The sequence below is a fragment of the Neorhizobium sp. PAMB6716 genome (assembly GCF_058242805.1).
On sequence record NZ_JBZAYW010000002.1, the window covers coordinates 142879 to 158733 of the forward strand.

Below are 15855 nucleotides of genomic sequence, written 5' to 3' on the forward strand. Positions count from 1 at the left end.
ATGCTGCAAAGAACAGAACGCGGACAATCCAAAACGGTCCCGGTGGCCAAAACGGTCCTGGTGGCTGGAGGTGCCGGCTTTGTCGGCTCCCACCTCTGCGATGCGCTGCTGGCTAGGGGATGCCGGGTAATCGCCGTCGATTGTTATCTGACGGGCTCGGAAGCCAATATCCTGCCGCTGAAAAACCATCCGAATTTCCGCATGGTCGAAAAGGATATCTGCGACCTCAAGACCATGGATGAGCCAGTGGACGAGATCTACAATCTCGCCTGCGCCGCGTCTCCGCCCGCCTACCAGGCCGATCCGGTCCACACGATGATGACCTGCGTGGTCGGCACCGGCAATCTTCTGGCCTTGGCCGAGGCAAACGGCGCCTCCTTCCTGCAGGCCTCGACCAGTGAGGTTTATGGCGATCCGGAAGAACATCCGCAGCGCGAGGATTACCGCGGCAATGTCAGCTGCACCGGCCCGCGCGCCTGTTATGACGAGGGCAAGCGCGCCGCCGAAGCCCTGAGCTTCGACATGCTGCGCGCCGAGCGGGTCGATGCCCGTGTCGTGCGCATCTTCAACACCTACGGCCCACGCATGGCGCCGGACGATGGCCGCATCGTCTCCAATCTCATCGTGCAGGCGCTTTCGGGCGAGCCGCTGACCATCTATGGCACCGGCGAGCAGACGCGGTCCTTCTGCTTCGTGAGCGACCTCGTTGCCGGCCTCATCAAGCTGATGGAGGTCGACCCCAATCCGGGCCAGCCGGTCAATATCGGCAATCCCGGAGAGTTCACCATCAATGAACTGGCCGACATGGTGCTGGCCATGGTGCCGACGCGTTCGCGCATCGTCCACCATCCGCTGCCCATGGACGATCCGCAGCGCCGGCGTCCCGACATCAGCCGCGCAAAAGATCTGCTCGGCTGGGAGCCGCGTGTGGCGCTGGCCGAAGGTCTGCGCCAGACGGTGGACTGGTTTTCATCCACCATGCCGCCAGAAATGCGCCGCCGCGCCGGCCTGCCGCCGGTCGTCAAGCCACGGCCGCTGACGGATGTGCCGCTAAGCCTTGGAGCCTGATCGATGGATGCAAGACGAACACCGTCGGCGGAGATCCGCCGACGCATTGAGCAACTGGGGCCGTGGTTTCACAATATGGACATCGGCGGCATCCAGACTGCCCCTGACCATTTTCTGGGCGATTATCCCGCCTTCAAGTGGAAGGGCTTTTCGCATGTTCTGCCGGAGGACCTGCAGGGCCGAAGCGTGCTTGATGTCGGCTGCAATGCCGGCTTCTACACGCTGGAAATGAAGCGCCGCAATGCCGGCCGCGTCGTCGGCATCGATAGCGATCCGCGTTATCTGGCGCAGGCCCGCTTTGCCGCCGAACAGGCCGGTCTCGATATCGAATTCCGCCAGATGTCCGTCTATGACGTGCCGTTGCTTGGCGAGCGCTTCGATCTGGTGATCTTTATGGGCGTGCTTTATCACCTGCGCCACCCGCTTCTGGCGCTCGATCTGTTGTGGGAGCATGTTGTGGGCAACGAGATGCTGTTCCAGTGCCTGCAGCGCGGCGACGAGCGTATTCCTGACATTGCAGAGAACTACGATTTTTCCGAATGGAGCCTGTTTGACCGACCGGATTATCCAAAGTTGTTCTTCGTTGAGGAACGGTATGCGTCCGATCCGACCAACTGGTTCGTTCCCAACACCGCCGCGATGGAGGCGATGCTGCGCTCGTCGGGATTTGCGATCGTCGAACATCCCGAGCGCGAAGTGTATCTTTTGACGCGTACCGACCGCCATTATGCCGTTGAGCCGGCGCCACGTCTCGGCGGCGGGAGCAGATAAGCCATGCAGGCTGTGCAGGCGGGGCACCCGACGCGGAAATTCACGCTGGGCCTTTTGCGGGGTGCCGCCGGCGCGCTGATATTCGGCATCCCTATGCTGATGACCATGGAACTGTGGTTCCTGGGTTTCAGCATGCCGCGCGAGCGCCTGCTGCTTCTGCTTCTGGTCAACATTCCCCTTCTCGTGCTTCTGGCGCACCGCATCGGGTTCGAGCGCACCTTTACGTTGCGCGAAGCGATCCGGGATGCGGTTATTGCCTACGGCCTCGGCATCGTCACAAGTGGCCTTGTGCTCCTGCTTCTCGGCATCCTCAAGCTGGACATGACGCCGAGCGAGTGGCTTGGCAAAGTGGCGCTGCAATCGGTTCCTGCCAGCATCGGTGCCATGCTCGGCCGCTCACAACTCGGCGGCAAAAGCGACGATGAAGAAGAAGAGGGGGAGCCTCGCGATACGGGTGATGAACTGGCCACCGGCTATTTTGGCGAGTTGTTCATGATGGGTGTCGGCGCGCTGTTCTTAAGCCTCAACGTCGCGCCCACCGAAGAAATCATCCTGATTTCCTACAAGATGACGCCATGGCACAGCCTTGCAGCCATTCTCGTGTCCATCGCGCTCATGCATGGCTTTGTTTATGCGGTGGCCTTTCGAGGCACCCACCAGCTGGATGAGCGCACGCCCAACTGGCATGCGCTGGTGCGCTTCACGCTGCCCGGTTATGTGGTGACCTCGTTGATCAGCCTTTACGTGCTCTGGACCTTCGGCCGTCTTGACGACACGGGCTGGACGCAAGCGATGATGTCGATGGTCGTGCTCAATTTCCCAGGTGCGGTGGGTGCTGCCTCCGCCCGGCTGGTTTTATGAAGGAAGCCAACGCGTGACGATTACCAGTCGCAAGGATCACAGCCACATGGAACAGCAGACGCCGGGTCCGGTCGAATGGTTGTCCGGCCTCATCTCGGCCGTGCTGATCATTTTCCTGATTGCCTGGATGGCGCGCGAAGCGTTTTTGGAGGATACGCCGCCGCCGCAGCTGGAGATTGAAATCAAGGGGATCGAGAAGGCCGGCCGCTATTTCCGCGTGGATTTCGACCTTGAAAACCGCTCGGCCTCCACTGCCGCCGCGGTCCATGTGCAAGGTATGTTGAGGCGTGAAGGAGCCGAGCCGGAAATATCGGAAGTGACGTTCGACTATGCGCCTGCCCAATCGCGCACCGCTGGCGGTCTGCTGTTTGAGGCCGATCCGGCGGCCGGATCACTCACTATCCGGCCGACCGGTTTTACCGAACCCTGATCAGTCGGCCATCTGGCCGAGTTCCGGGAATTTCTGGCGCGCATCATCGATCGACGGGCAGATCGTGTCGCTGGCGTCGAGCGAGACGGAAATGCTGTCATCCACATCCAGCTTGCCGTCGAAGATGATGGGCAGGCGTGCGCCACCCTGGCGCACCAGGGTCGCATCATGCTCAAAACCCTGTTTGAGAAGCCAATCGCGCGGCGCCATCACGGAAATTTTCACCCGCACCGCGTTGTCGTGTTCGCGGGTGGCCGTCAGCTTATAGCCGACATTCGACTGGCCGCCGCCAACCTCGAGCGTTCCGTTGCTGGCAGCTTCCTGGAGGTGTTCGGTCATTGGTGCATTCTCCGTTTCGGTGAAAGGATCTGCAGCTTAAACCGAAGTGTCGTCGTCTTTGTTCCGCAGCCGCAGCCGTTCTTCGTCGCGAAAGCCGCGCGGCGTCTGCCCGGTGCAGCGGCGAAAGCAGCGGGAAAAATAGGCGGGGTCGGAAAAACCCAGGTTTTCGGCGATATGCTGGATGCTGTGGCCGGTAAAGACCAGTGCCCGCCTGGCCTCCTCGATCGAGCGTTCCATCACAAGGTCATGCGCCGTCTTGCCTGTGACCTGGCGTACCGCACGGTTGAGATGGGTCGGGGAAAGGCCGAGCATGCGCGCATAGGCTTGCACCGTCAGCTGCTCGCGGTGATGCCGAAGGATGAGGTCCTTCAGCGCCCGCACGCGCAGGTGAGACAGATCCGGCACCGTGCCGTGGGGGGAGGGCATGATCAGCCGGCCGAGCAGCAGCACCACCGTTGCGACATGCGCCTCCAGAAGTTCATCACGTGCCGGCCGTTGCGCCTCGTATTCGGCGGCGATGCGAAAGAAGGTGGCTTCCAGATAGGCCGTGTCGGGGGTGTCCGCCGCAAGCGCAATCACCAGGGCATCCGACAGCGGCGTCTGCGGACCGCCGAGATTGCCCCCCATCCGCTCCGGCACCAGCGTCAGCACAAGGCCGTCGATGTCAGGCGAAAAGCGAAAGCCATGCACCGGCCCCGGCGGCACCGCAATCACGCAAGGGGGGCGCAGGACAACGGTACCCGAAGGCAAGAGCGCATCGCCGGAGCCGCTTCGAATGTACAGAAACTGCAGAAAGCTCTCATGCCGGTGCAGGCCGATTTCGAAGCGGTATCCGCTGCTGCGCGAGACAATCGTTTCGCAATGCACCCAAAATTCCCTGTCATCGGCGGGTTGTTCGCCATACAATTTGTAAGTCGGTATCGTAGACACGGCATGCACCTCCTCGAGCATGTGCGTTTTGTCCCAGAACTGGCCTGGAATGTCCATTGTTTGACGGCCCTGTGGCGGGCAATTCTCCTGACAAATGTAAATTCGGGAGGATTTGAAATGCGCACACAGGTACTGATCATCGGCTCCGGTCCGTCCGGCCTTCTGCTGGGCCAGCTTCTCACCAAGGCCGGCATCGACAACATCATCGTCGACCGCGTGGGCAAGGATTACATTCTGGGTCGCGTGCGCGCCGGCGTGCTGGAATGGGGCACGGTCGGGCTGCTGGACGAGGCAGGGGCGGGCAAGCGCATGCATGCCGAAGGCCTGCCGCATGACGGTTATTCGCTGGCTTTCGACGGGCGCGACCATCGCATCGATCTCTTTGGCCTCACCGGCAAGAAGGTCATGGTCTACGGCCAGACCGAGGTGACGCGCGATCTCATGGAGGCGCGCGAAGGCTCGGGCGCCATGACCATTTATGATGCCCAGAACGTCGAACCGCACGGCTTTGACGGCAGCGCCCCCTACGTGACCTTCGACAAGAACGGCGTCAAACAGCGGATCGACTGCGATTTCATCGCCGGTTGCGACGGTTTTCATGGCGTCAGCCGCAAATCGGTGCCGGAAAAGGCCATCCAGAATTTCGAGAAAGTTTATCCCTTCGGCTGGCTCGGCGTCCTCGCCGATATTCCGCCGGTCAGCCACGAGCTGATCTATGCCAACCATCCGCGCGGCTTTGCGCTGTGTTCCATGCGCTCGGAAACCCGAAGCCGGTATTATGTGCAATGTGACCTCGATGACAAGGTCGAGAACTGGTCGGACGAACGCTTCTTCGACGAGTTGCGTCGCAGGCTTCCGGCAGAACATGCCGAAGCGATGGTGACGGGTCCGTCGTTTGAAAAGTCCATTGCGCCGCTGCGGTCGTTCGTTGCCGAGCCGATGCGCTTCGGGCGGATGTTCCTCGTTGGCGATGCCGCCCACATCGTGCCGCCGACCGGCGCCAAGGGCCTCAACCTTGCCGCGAGCGACGTGTTCTACCTGTTCGAAGGCTTGCGCGAGCATTATGGTGAAAAATCCAATGCCGGTATCGATGTTTATTCCGAACGCGCGCTGAAGCGGGTGTGGAAATCGGTACGCTTCTCCTGGTCGATGACCACGCTGATGCATCGTTTTCCCGACACCGGCGAATTCGGCCAGAAGATCCAGGAGGCGGAACTGGATTATCTCACCCATTCCAAGGCTGCCTCCACCGCCATGGCCGAAAATTACGTCGGCCTTCCCTACTGACAAGCGGGATTTGCAGCGACTGCCGGAGGATCGTGCAAGAATTCCGGCAGATCGAACAAACCGATTCAGACGCCCCCGCGCTATGAGAAGGAACGGCTCCCGTCTGCGGAGCCGTTTCCAGTTTGAAGTCTGTCACTCCCTGATCAGTCTACTGGTCCACCCCATTGAAAGGTTATCATCATGGCTATTGCACGAGGCTATGCGGCAACCGATGCGTCCAAGCCGCTCGAACCGTTCACCTTTGAGCGCCGCGAGCCGCGCGAGGACGATGTTGTCATTTCCATCAAATATTGCGGCGTCTGCCACTCGGATATCCACCAGGCCCGCAACGAATGGGGCGGTTCGATCTATCCGATGGTACCCGGTCATGAAGTCGCCGGCATCGTCACGGCCGTCGGCCCCAATGTGACGAAATTCAAGGTCGGCGATCACGTCGGTGTTGGCTGCTTCGTGGATTCCTGCGTTCATTGCGCAAGCCGCGACCTCGACACCGAACAGTATCAGCCGGGCCTTGTCGGCACCTACAATGCCTACGAAGCCGATGGCACCACGCCGACCTATGGCGGTTATTCCGACAGCATGGTGGTGAAGGAAGGGTATGTCCTCTCCATCCCGGAAAACCTGCCGCTTGACCGCGCAGCCCCGCTGCTCTGCGCCGGCATCACGCTTTACTCGCCGCTCGCCCACTGGAAGGCCGGTCCCGGCAAGAAGGTCGCCGTCATCGGCATGGGCGGCCTCGGCCACATGGGCGTCAAGATCGGCGCGGCCATGGGTGCTGATGTGACCGTGCTTTCGCAGAGCCTGTCGAAAAAAGACGATGGCCTCGCCTTCGGCGCCACCGCCTATTACGCGACATCGGACGCGGAAACATTCAAGACGCTCGCCGGCACATTCGATCTTATCCTCTGCACCGTCAGCGCCGAGATCGACTGGAACGCCTATCTGTCGCTCCTGAAGGTCGATGGCACGATGGTTCTGCTCGGCGTTCCGGAAAATCCGGTGCCGGTGCATGCTTTCTCGCTGATCGGCGGGCGCCGCACGCTGGCCGGCTCGATGATCGGTTCTATCAAGGAAACGCAGGAGATGCTGGACTTCTGCGGCAAGCACGACATCTTGCCGGAAATCGAACTGCTCGACATCAAGGATATCAACGAAGCCTATGAGCGCGTCATCAAGAGCGACGTGCGCTACCGCTTCGTGATCGACATGGCAACGCTGCCGAAGGCCTGAAACACATGATGGACCAACGCTCCGAAGGTTTGAACGCTCCGCCTCGTTCCGAAACGGTGGAGGCAGAGCCGGAAGCCCCTTCGGCGGCGTTGATCTCCATCATCGGATTGGCGGCGGGTTCGCTCGTCGCCAATATCTATTATGCCCAGCCGCTGGTGAGCGAGATTGCCGCCGACCTCGGCATTAACGCCGATTTTGCCGGTGCGCTCACCTCCGTCACGCAGATCGGCTACGGCATCGGCCTGTTCTTCCTGGTGTCGCTCGCCGATCTCGTGGAAAACAAGCGCCTGGTGCTGATCACGCTCACCATCACCATGCTTGGCCTTGTCGGCATGGGGCTCTCCAGCGCCGTTCTCCCCTTCGTGCTCGCCTCCTTCCTCATCGGCGTCTGCTCCACCGGCGCGCAGGTGCTGATCCCCTTCATCGCCCACCGGGTTCCGATTGCAAAACGCGGTCGCGTCGTCGGCAATGTCATGGCCGCCGTCTTGACCGGCATCATGCTGGCGCGGCCCGTTTCGTTGTTTGTGGCGGCAAGTTTTGGCTGGCGGGCGATCTTTTTCGTGTCTGCGGGGCTGATGGCGGTGATCGGACTTTCACTTGCGAAGATGATGCCGCGTCAGCAGCCGCAGAGCGGCATGACCTATCCGCAGATCCTGGGATCCATGGGCACGCTCATCCGGGAGACGCCGGTGCTGCGCTGGCGCTCGCTTTATCAGGCCATCGTGTTCTGCGCCTTCAACCTGTTCTGGACGGCCATCCCCTTTGCGCTGTCGGAACGTTTTGACCTTGGTCAGCACCAGATCGGCCTTTTTGCGCTGGCCGGTGCCGGCGGCGCGCTTGCCGCACCCATTGTCGGGCGGCTTGCCGATCGCGGGTTTGGGCGACTGCTGTCGGTCACGGCCATGGTGGGGCTTGCGGTGTTTTTTGCAGCGAGCGGTTATGCGGTGGCAGCCGGTGCTCTTGTTCTTCTTGGCCTCTGCGCTGTCCTCATCGATGCGGGCGTGCAGGCAAACCAGATCGTCAGCCAGCGCATCATCTTTGCCATCGCGCCGGAAAAGCGCGGCCGCCTCAACGCCATCTACATGACCTCAGCCTTCATCGGCGGCGCCATCGGCTCGACGCTCGGCACGCTCACCTATCACTATGGCGGCTGGACCGGCACCGCCGCCTTCGGCAGCCTGCTCGGCATTTTGGGCGTGGTGCTGTTCATGATCGAGCAGGCGGGACACCGGCGCGCGGCAGGCTGAGCGGCGCAAGAGGCGCCGTTTCATTCCCTGATCCCGAGGGCGCGCTTGATTTCGGTCAAGGCGCAGCCATGATCGGCCACTAGGTTTGGCGTCGGGAGGACTTTTGATGAAACGCCAGGACGCAAGGCCATGCTTGAAGACCGTATCAGACGCCCCTCCCTTATGGACCGGATCGTAAGCCCTGAAGTGGCTGCAAGCCTCATCCGCGATGGCATGATCATCGGTATGAGCGGGTTTACCCGCGCCGGCGATGCCAAGGCCGTGCCGCTTGCCATGGCGGCGCGGGCAAAGACCGATCCCTTCCAGATCACGCTTCTGACCGGCGCGTCGCTCGGCCATGATATCGACCGGATGCTGACGGAAGCGCATGTGCTGGCGCGTCGCATGCCGTTTCAGACGGATGCGACGCTGCGCGCGGCCATCAATCGCGGCGAGGTGATGTTCATTGACCAGCATCTTTCCGAAACCGTGGAACACCTGCGTTCCAACCAGCTTGGACCCATCGACTACGCGATCATCGAGGCCGCCGCGATCCGCGAAGACGGTGGTATCATTCCCTCCACCTCCATCGGCAATTCCGCAAGCTTTGCGATCCTTGCCAAGAAGATCATCATCGAGATCAACCTGTCGCAGTCGCTCGACCTCGAAGGCCTGCACGACATCTATATCCCGACGAAACGCCCGACGCGCGAGGCCATTCCGGTGGTGGCCTGCGATACGCGCGCCGGCTTGCCCTATATCCCTGTTGATCCCGACAAGATCGCCGCGATCGTCATCACCCACGAGCATGACAGCTTTTCCACCATCGAGGCGCCGGATGCCGAAACGCAGGTGATTGCCGATCACCTGATTGCCTTCTTCGAGGATGAAGTGAGGCTCGGCCGGCTGGACCTGACGCTCAATCCCTTGCAGGCCGGCATCGGCACGATTGCGAATTCCGTTCTGGCGGGGCTGTCGGACGGGCCGTTCCACCACTTACGCCTTTACAGCGAAGTGCTGCAGGACAGCACGTTTGATCTTTTCGATGCCGGCAAGCTCTCCTTCGCGTCGGGCTCGTCCATCACGCTGTCGTCGGCCTGCAGCGCCCGCGTCTACGGCAATTTCGAGCGCTATAAAGACCGGCTGGTGCTGCGCCCGCAGGAGATCAGCAACCATCCGGAAGTCATCCGCCGTCTCGGCGTTATCGGCATCAACACGGCGCTGGAGGTGGATATCTACGGCAATGTGAACTCTACCCATGTCAACGGCACGCAGATGATGAACGGCATCGGCGGCTCCGGCGATTTTGCCCGCAATGCCTACATTTCCATTTTCGTCACGAAGTCGCTCGCCAAGGGCGGACGCATTTCCTCGGTGGTGCCGATGGTCGCCCATGTCGATCATACCGAGCATGACGTCGATATCATCGTGACGGAAAACGGTTTGGCGGATCTGCGCGAACTTGCTCCACGCGAACGGGCTCAAAAGATCATCGCCCATTGCGTGCATCCGAGCTACCGCGCCGAGCTGCAGGATTATTTCGACCGCGCCGTCGCCCGCGGTGGCCATACGCCGCATCTTCTGGAAGAGGCATTTTCCTGGCACCTGCGCAGCCGCGACAGCGGCGACATGCGGAAGCCCATCGCCCGCGCCGCCGCCGAATAGATAAGGCAACGCCCGCGCAAGGCGCCACCGGCACCTGCACGGGCGTTACATCGGTCTGAAGATCAGCCGTGCGACGTGCCGCCCTTGGCGGCCGGATCATGGCTGTGGTGATGGTCACGCTCGCCACCACCGCCGGAGACCTTGGCAGTTGCGCCGTTGTCCGAATCCGCCGGCGGCTTGCGCAGATCGAGTGGCGCCTTGGCGTTCTGGTCGGAGGAACCCGGTCCGCCTTGGCGGATGGTGTTCGGATGTTTGGTGGATGTGCTCATCATCGCGCTCCTATCGGTCCTGCTGATAGCCCTGATGGGTGGTGTTGACCTTTGAATTGCCCTGCTGGCCCTGCTTGTCGAAATTGTTGGCCTTGGGGTCCGCGGCCGCGGCTTCGTTGAGGTCGGCCTGTGCCGGTTCGCCCGGCCCCTTCGGGCTGCGGTTGTCGCCGGGCACGGGGGGAAGCTTGCTGTTCATGGTGAACCTCCTCGGATCGTTCGTCGATAGGGATCGAACAGCCGCCCGGGGGGTGATGTTCCCGAAAACCTCCCTACATGCTGGAGAGGATCAAAGAGGAGACATCCATGCCTGAGGTGACGCATCATCTGCCGCAAGCCGGCGTTCTGCCGCGCAAATGGTGGCACTCCGCCACCGTCTACCAGATCTATCCGCGCAGCTTTGCCGACAGTAACGGCGATGGCATCGGTGATATCCCCGGTATCATTTCGAAGCTGGATTATCTGGAAAAGCTCGGCATCGACGTCATCTGGCTCTCGCCGATCTTCAAGTCACCCATGGATGACAATGGCTACGATATCTCCGACTATCAGGATATCGCACCGGAATTCGGCACGCTTGAGGATTTCGACCGTCTTCTGGCGGCCGCAAAAGAGCGTGGCATCGGCATCCTGCTCGACCTCGTCGTCAATCACACCTCGGATGAACATGCATGGTTTGTTGACGCCCGCAAATCTCGCGACAATCCGTTTCGCGATTTCTACATCTGGCGTGATCCGGCAGAGGATGGCGGCGTGCCGAACCCGCTACAGTCTAATTTCGGTGGTCCTGCCTGGACGCTGGACGAGGCGACGGGCCAATATTACCTGCACCTGTTTTCCCGCCGCCAGCCGGATCTCAACTGGGAGAACCCGAAGGTGCGGGCAGAAGTCTACCGCATGATGAACTGGTGGCTCGATCGCGGCATTGCCGGTTTTCGCATGGATGTGATCGACCTCATCGGCAAGCAAGTGGATGCCGGCATCACCAGCGATGGTGCCCATCTGCACGACTATCTCCAGGAGATGAACCGGGAAACCTTTGGCCATCGCGATGTTCTGACGGTGGGCGAAACCTGGAGCGTGACGCCAGGCTCTGCGCTGCTTTATTCCGGGCGGGATCGCGGCGAGCTTTCCATGGTCTTCCAGTTCGAGCATGTGACGCAGCGCTGGGACGAAACCTTTGGCAAATGGCGCTCGAAACCCTTCGATCTCGTCGGCTTGAAGGCCGCCTTTACAAAATGGCAGCATGCGCTTTCGCAGGATGGTTGGAATTCGCTGTTCTGGGGCAATCACGATCTGCCGCGCGCCGTGTCCCGCTACGGCGACGACCGCAATTTCCCGCTTCACTCGGCAAAGACGCTGGCAACCGTGCTGCACCTGATGAAGGGCACGCCCTATATCTATCAGGGCGAGGAAATCGGCATGACGAATGTGCCGTTCGAGAGTATTTCGCAATACCGGGATATCGAGACGCTGAACATGCATCGGCTGAACATCGAGGCCGGGCTTTCGGAAGAAAACTTCATCAAGGGCGCCAACGAAAACAGCCGCGACAATGCCCGCACGCCCATGCAGTGGAGCGACGGACCGCAGGCGGGCTTTACCAGCGGCACGCCGTGGATTGCGGTAAACGCCAATTACCGGCAGATCAACGCGCACGCCGCGCTTGCCGATGAGAACTCCGTTTTCCATCACCACGCAAAGCTGATTGCGCTTCGCAAGAGCCATGACGTCATCGTCTATGGCAGCTACCAGTCCTTCCTTGACCGGCATCCGGACGTCTTCGTTTATACGCGAACGCTGGAAGGCGAGCGGGTGACGGTGATTGCAAGCTTCAGCGGCAAACCGCTTGAACTTGAAGTCCCCACTGAGCTGGAAACCCGGGGCGAGGCGCTCGTCTGGAACTATGGTCCGGTCTCCGAGGTGAAGGGCAGCATGACGCTGCAGCCTTATGAATCCTTTGCGGTGCTGACGCGCGGTTGAGTGTTTTCGAGCTTTTGAAGGAGAGGGGGAAGCGCACGGCTGCCCGCTCTCCCGGTTCCAGGCACATGCGTCAGTGGCGGCTTTCGTTGTATGCAATCGGATCAAGTATGATTATTATTTAATCAAGTTATAAATAATGATGAATATATAATCAAGACAAAGCAGATGGTGCATTTGCCGCCACACAAATGATTTCAAGTGCTTGGCCGGCATAAAGCGCATGGCATGCCCTTTGCATTGTTCTTTGCGAAGACCCGGACGGGGTTGAAGCAAAAACAAGGGGAGTGCCAATGTCTCGATACGAACTGTCTCGCCGCGCGCTGATCAAGGCTGGCCTTGCCGGTGCTGCTGCAACAACCCTGCCGATGCGCATGGCGAGCGCCGAAGCCGCCGTTACCGTCGGCATCGTTTATGTCGGCCCGCGCGATGATTTCGGCTGGAACCAGGCGCATGCGGTGGCTGCTGCCGCGCTGAAGGGTGTCTCCGGCGTCACCGTCATCGAAGAGGAAAACGTGCCGGAAACGGATGCCGTTTCCAAGTCGATCGAGTCCATGATCAATCTGGATGGCGCAAACCTGATCCTTGCGACGTCCTTCGGGTATTATAATCCCTTCGTCGTCGACATGGCCAAGAAATATCCGGCCGTCGAGTTCCGCCATGCGGCGCCGCTCTGGTCGAAGGACAAGGATCCGAAAAATGCCGGCTCCTATTTCCCCTATCTCAACCAGGCGCATTATGTGAACGGCGTGGCGGCAGGCCTGTCGTCGGCATCAGGCAAGATCGGCTTCGTCGCGGCAAAGCCCATTCCTTCCGTTCTCTCCAACATCAATTCGGTTCTGCTCGGCGCCCGTTCGGTCAATCCGGCCGCCACCGTGCGCGTCATCTTCACCGGCGACTGGTCGCTGCCGGTGCGCGAGGCGGAAGCCACCAACGCGCTGGTTGATGCCGGCTGCGATGTCATCACCTGCCATGTCGATAGCCCGAAGGTGGTGATCGAGACGGCGGAAGCCCGTGGTGTCAAGTCGCTCGGCCACAACGCTTCGCAGGCGCCGCTTGCGCCAAAAGGCTTCATCACCGGCGCCGAATACAAGTGGGAAACGATCTACAAGTCGTTTGCCGCCGATATCGCCGCCAAGAAGACCCTGCCGAACTTTCTGGTTGGCGGTTACGACAAGGACATGCTGCGCTCCACGCCTTACGGCGCCGGTGCCACGGACGCGGCCAAGAAGGCTGCCGATGCCGCCATCGCAGCACTGAAGGGCGGCGCCCCGATCTACAAGGGCACGCTGAAGGACAACCAGGGCAAGGTCGTCGTCGACAAGACCTATGACAATTACGACCCCTATCTCGACGGCATGAACTGGCTGCTGGACGGCGTGCAGGGTTCGATCACCTGATACTCTCAGCGCGTGGACGCAATGGCGATTGGATATAGGTGAAGGCCCTCTCTGGCCTGCCGGCCATCTCCCCCACAAGGGGGGAGAAGACAAGCGGAGCCGCCATGCCCCAATTTTGGGCCGGCGGCGGTGCGGCAGGTTAGCCCCTCCCCCTTGCGGGGAGGGGTTGGGGAGGGGCCTTCCGCCTTGTGCCATCACCGCCAACGTCCGGGAGAAGGGCGCAAAGTCGATCCCTTCTTGACGCAGCGCAAACGGGGTCCCCCTGCGGCAGGGTGGCCCCAGCAGGACCGGCCCTTAAAAGTCGGTTTCACCCATCCTCCGGGCAGATTTCCGGTGAGAGGAGCGTGCAAGTGGCAGACATGACGGTTCAACCTCTTTCGGGGGCGTTCATGAAGCGCCGACCCAGCGTCGGCACGCTGAAATTTGCCGAATCCATCTTTATCCCGGTTGCAGCGCTGCTGGTGTCTGCGGCGCTGTTTTCGCTGTTTCTTCTCAGCCTCGGAAAATCGCCGGCGCTGTTCTTCCAGCTGATCTGGGTCGGCGGTTTCGGCTCCAGCTTTTCCTTCCAGAACTCGCTGCAACGGGCAGCACCATTGATCCTCACCGGCCTTGCCTTTGCCATTCCCGCCCGTATCGGGCTCACCATGATCGGTGGCGAGGGGGCACTGGTGCTGGGCGGGCTTGGGGCGGCAGCGATTGCCATTCCGCTGGTGACAGCCGGCGTGCCGCCGTTCCTCACGCTTCCCGTGATGGCGCTTGCCGCGATGCTCGCCGGCGGCGTCTGGATCGGTCTTGCGGGCTGGCTGCGCTATTATCGGGGCGTCAACGAAACCATCTCGTCGCTGCTTCTGTCTTATATCGCCATTGCCACGATGAATTTTTTCGTGGAGGGCGCGCTGCGGGATCCGGCCTCTGCCAACAAGCCCTCGACCATGCCGATCGGCGATGCCTATCGTATCGGCGCCATTCCGGGCACGCAGGTGCATTGGGGATTGGCCGCCGGCCTCATCCTCGCCATTATCCTGCATGTGCTGATGACGCGCACCACGTTTGGGTTTGCCGCCCGCGTCACCGGCGGCAATGCGCGGGCCGCCCTTGCGCAAGGGCTGCCCGTCGGCAAGCTCATCGTCCTCTGCTGTGTGCTCGCCGGCGGTTGCGCCGGTCTTGCCGGTTTTTATGAAGTGGCGGCCGTTCACGGGCAAGCCAATGCCTCGCTGGTGGCGGGGTATGGCTTTACCGGCATTCTCGTTGCCTTTCTCGCCCGCCAGGTGCCGCTTGCCGTCATTCCGGTCGCCATCCTGTTCGGCGCGCTGGCGGCGGCCGGCGGTGTCATCCAGCGGCGCATGGGCATGCCGGATGCGACCGTTCTCGTGCTGCAGGGCCTCATCTTCGTGGTCCTCCTGACCAGCGAAACCTTTTACGGCCGCATTCCCTTTTTCCAGCCGAAAAGCGTGGAGGAACGCACATGAGCGGAACCATCAGCGACGGCGCCCTTGTCACCGCCCTCATCGCCATGCTCGGCGGTGCCATCCGTGTCTCGACGCCCTTCATGTTCGTGGCGCTCGGGGAATGCCTGACGGAGAAATCCGGCCGCATCAATCTCGGGCTGGAGGGCAGCCTCGTGCTGGGTGCGATGGTGGCCTACGCCGCCTCCTATCTCACGGGAAACCCGTGGGCGGGCGTGTTTTTTGGCGGTTGCGCCGGTCTCGTGCTCGGGGCGCTGCATGGCTTCATCTGCAAGCTGCCGAAGGTCAACGACATCGCCATCGGCATTGCGTTTTTGAGTTTTGGCACCGGTCTCGCCTTCTTTTTCGGCAAGCCGTACATCCAGCCGCAGGCACCGCGGCTCGAAGCCATTGCGCTTGGCGATTGGACCGGCGATCCGCGCCTTGCCCAGGCGCTGGAGGTGAACCCGCTTTTCTTCGTCGGCGTGGCGCTGGCGCTCCTGATGTGGTGGGCGTTTCGCAATACCCGCTTCGGCCTCATCATTCGCATGACCGGCGATAGCGCACCGGCGGCAAAGGCCATGGGCGTTTCGGTCGATCTGGTGCGTTTCATCGCAACGGCGATCGGCGGTTTCATGGCCGGCATCGGCGGGGCCTTCCTGTCGCTTTATTATCCGGGTTCGTGGAACCAGGGCCTGTCATCTGGCCAGGGGTTGATGGCGGTGGCGCTGGTCATTTTTGCCCGCTGGGGGCCGCTGCGCTGCATTCTGGCCGCCCTCCTGTTCGGGGCTGCCGGCGCGCTCGGGCCTTCGCTGCAATCGGTCGGTATTTCCCAAGGCTATTATTTCTTCAACGCCGCCCCTTACATCCTCACGCTCTTCATCATGATTGCGTCCGCCCGTTCGAAGGCTGCCGCGCGTGAGGCGCCGGGCGAACTGTCTATTACCAAGTGAGGCC

The 15855-nt window shown here is 61.2% G+C and carries 16 protein-coding genes; 12 read left to right on the plus strand and 4 right to left on the minus strand.

Annotation, left to right across the window (positions count from 1 at the left end; translation table 11 throughout):
* Genes AC4CWH_RS19255 through AC4CWH_RS19270 form a run of 4 tightly spaced genes read left to right on the plus strand, consistent with a single transcriptional unit; the run spans position 1 to position 3130 of the window.
* Entirely contained in the window at positions 1–1068 is a 1068-nt protein-coding gene (locus tag AC4CWH_RS19255) for a UDP-glucuronic acid decarboxylase family protein (RefSeq protein WP_491321952.1), read from the plus strand.
* 3 nt (positions 1069–1071) lie between these two features.
* Positions 1072–1839 (plus strand): TIGR04290 family methyltransferase, encoded by a 768-nt coding sequence (locus tag AC4CWH_RS19260; protein WP_491321953.1) that lies wholly within the window; start codon positions 1072–1074, stop codon positions 1837–1839.
* Positions 1840–1842: 3 nt separating this feature from the next.
* On the plus strand, positions 1843–2700 hold the full coding sequence (locus AC4CWH_RS19265; protein WP_491321954.1) for a TIGR02587 family membrane protein: 858 nt from the start codon (positions 1843–1845) through the stop codon (positions 2698–2700).
* Positions 2701–2746: 46 nt separating this feature from the next.
* Positions 2747–3130, plus strand: coding sequence for a hypothetical protein (locus AC4CWH_RS19270; protein ID WP_491321955.1), 384 nt, complete (start codon positions 2747–2749; stop codon positions 3128–3130).
* Here AC4CWH_RS19270 and AC4CWH_RS19275 read toward each other — a convergent pair whose 3' ends face one another.
* The gene (locus tag AC4CWH_RS19275; RefSeq protein ID WP_491321956.1) at positions 3131–3469 is read right to left on the minus strand and encodes a hypothetical protein; all 339 of its coding nucleotides are present in this window, start codon (positions 3467–3469) and stop codon (positions 3131–3133) included. It lies immediately after the preceding gene.
* A gap of 36 nt (positions 3470–3505) precedes the next feature.
* The gene (locus tag AC4CWH_RS19280) at positions 3506–4399 is read right to left on the minus strand and encodes a helix-turn-helix domain-containing protein (protein WP_491321957.1); all 894 of its coding nucleotides are present in this window, start codon (positions 4397–4399) and stop codon (positions 3506–3508) included.
* A 117-nt stretch (positions 4400–4516) separates the two neighbouring features.
* Between AC4CWH_RS19280 and pobA the strand changes: the two genes are divergently transcribed.
* The 4 genes from pobA to scpC all read left to right on the plus strand — a co-directional run bounded on the left by pobA (position 4517) and on the right by scpC (position 9807).
* Entirely contained in the window at positions 4517–5686 is a 1170-nt protein-coding gene (pobA, locus tag AC4CWH_RS19285) for a 4-hydroxybenzoate 3-monooxygenase (protein WP_491287447.1), read from the plus strand.
* 180 nt (positions 5687–5866) lie between these two features.
* Positions 5867–6916 (plus strand): NAD(P)-dependent alcohol dehydrogenase, encoded by a 1050-nt coding sequence (locus AC4CWH_RS19290; RefSeq protein ID WP_491287445.1) that lies wholly within the window; start codon positions 5867–5869, stop codon positions 6914–6916.
* 5 nt (positions 6917–6921) lie between these two features.
* Positions 6922–8163: an MFS transporter gene (locus AC4CWH_RS19295; RefSeq protein ID WP_491287444.1), complete on the plus strand. Its 1242-nt coding sequence runs from the start codon at positions 6922–6924 to the stop codon at positions 8161–8163.
* 129 nt (positions 8164–8292) lie between these two features.
* The gene (scpC, locus tag AC4CWH_RS19300; RefSeq protein WP_491321958.1) at positions 8293–9807 is read left to right on the plus strand and encodes a succinyl-CoA:acetate CoA-transferase ScpC; all 1515 of its coding nucleotides are present in this window, start codon (positions 8293–8295) and stop codon (positions 9805–9807) included.
* Positions 9808–9869: 62 nt separating this feature from the next.
* On the opposite strand, the gene AC4CWH_RS19305 is transcribed toward scpC, so the two are convergent.
* A complete protein-coding gene (locus tag AC4CWH_RS19305) occupies positions 9870–10076 on the minus strand; it encodes a hypothetical protein (RefSeq protein ID WP_491321959.1) in 207 nt (68 codons plus the stop codon).
* Positions 10077–10086: 10 nt separating this feature from the next.
* Positions 10087–10272: a hypothetical protein gene (locus tag AC4CWH_RS19310; RefSeq protein ID WP_491287439.1), complete on the minus strand. Its 186-nt coding sequence runs from the start codon at positions 10270–10272 to the stop codon at positions 10087–10089.
* A 107-nt stretch (positions 10273–10379) separates the two neighbouring features.
* Between AC4CWH_RS19310 and AC4CWH_RS19315 the strand changes: the two genes are divergently transcribed.
* The 4 genes from AC4CWH_RS19315 (at position 10380) to AC4CWH_RS19330 (ending at position 15851) form a co-directional block, all read left to right on the plus strand.
* Positions 10380–12056 carry a glycoside hydrolase family 13 protein gene (locus AC4CWH_RS19315; RefSeq protein ID WP_491321960.1) on the plus strand — a complete coding sequence of 559 codons (1677 nt, stop codon included), beginning with the start codon at positions 10380–10382 and terminating at the stop codon, positions 12054–12056.
* Positions 12057–12346: 290 nt separating this feature from the next.
* Positions 12347–13453 (plus strand): BMP family ABC transporter substrate-binding protein, encoded by a 1107-nt coding sequence (locus AC4CWH_RS19320; RefSeq protein ID WP_491321961.1) that lies wholly within the window; start codon positions 12347–12349, stop codon positions 13451–13453.
* 389 nt (positions 13454–13842) lie between these two features.
* On the plus strand, positions 13843–14922 hold the full coding sequence (locus AC4CWH_RS19325) for an ABC transporter permease (RefSeq protein WP_491321962.1): 1080 nt from the start codon (positions 13843–13845) through the stop codon (positions 14920–14922).
* Complete coding sequence (locus AC4CWH_RS19330) at positions 14919–15851, plus strand: ABC transporter permease (RefSeq protein WP_491321963.1); 933 nt, start codon at positions 14919–14921, stop codon at positions 15849–15851. Before AC4CWH_RS19325 ends, AC4CWH_RS19330 begins: the two co-directional genes overlap by 4 nt.
* Positions 15852–15855: the final 4 nt, after the last annotated feature.

Bases quoted from the DNA above. Each gene is read 5' to 3' on its own strand.
- AC4CWH_RS19295 (WP_491287444.1), top strand. From the start codon at position 6,922: ATGATGGACCAACGCTCCGAAGGTTTGAACGCTCCGCCTCGTTCCGAA.
- AC4CWH_RS19325 (WP_491321962.1), top strand. From the start codon at position 13,843: ATGAAGCGCCGACCCAGCGTCGGCACGCTGAAATTTGCCGAATCCATC.
- AC4CWH_RS19260 (WP_491321953.1), top strand. From the start codon at position 1,072: ATGGATGCAAGACGAACACCGTCGGCGGAGATCCGCCGACGCATTGAG.
- pobA (WP_491287447.1), top strand. From the start codon at position 4,517: ATGCGCACACAGGTACTGATCATCGGCTCCGGTCCGTCCGGCCTTCTG.
- AC4CWH_RS19265 (WP_491321954.1), top strand. From the start codon at position 1,843: ATGCAGGCTGTGCAGGCGGGGCACCCGACGCGGAAATTCACGCTGGGC.
- AC4CWH_RS19305 (WP_491321959.1), bottom strand. From the start codon at position 10,076: ATGAGCACATCCACCAAACATCCGAACACCATCCGCCAAGGCGGACCG.
- AC4CWH_RS19330 (WP_491321963.1), top strand. From the start codon at position 14,919: ATGAGCGGAACCATCAGCGACGGCGCCCTTGTCACCGCCCTCATCGCC.
- AC4CWH_RS19320 (WP_491321961.1), top strand. From the start codon at position 12,347: ATGTCTCGATACGAACTGTCTCGCCGCGCGCTGATCAAGGCTGGCCTT.
- AC4CWH_RS19310 (WP_491287439.1), bottom strand. From the start codon at position 10,272: ATGAACAGCAAGCTTCCCCCCGTGCCCGGCGACAACCGCAGCCCGAAG.
- AC4CWH_RS19275 (WP_491321956.1), bottom strand. From the start codon at position 3,469: ATGACCGAACACCTCCAGGAAGCTGCCAGCAACGGAACGCTCGAGGTT.
- AC4CWH_RS19270 (WP_491321955.1), top strand. From the start codon at position 2,747: ATGGAACAGCAGACGCCGGGTCCGGTCGAATGGTTGTCCGGCCTCATC.
- AC4CWH_RS19315 (WP_491321960.1), top strand. From the start codon at position 10,380: ATGCCTGAGGTGACGCATCATCTGCCGCAAGCCGGCGTTCTGCCGCGC.
- scpC (WP_491321958.1), top strand. From the start codon at position 8,293: ATGCTTGAAGACCGTATCAGACGCCCCTCCCTTATGGACCGGATCGTA.
- AC4CWH_RS19255 (WP_491321952.1), top strand. From the start codon at position 1: ATGCTGCAAAGAACAGAACGCGGACAATCCAAAACGGTCCCGGTGGCC.
- AC4CWH_RS19290 (WP_491287445.1), top strand. From the start codon at position 5,867: ATGGCTATTGCACGAGGCTATGCGGCAACCGATGCGTCCAAGCCGCTC.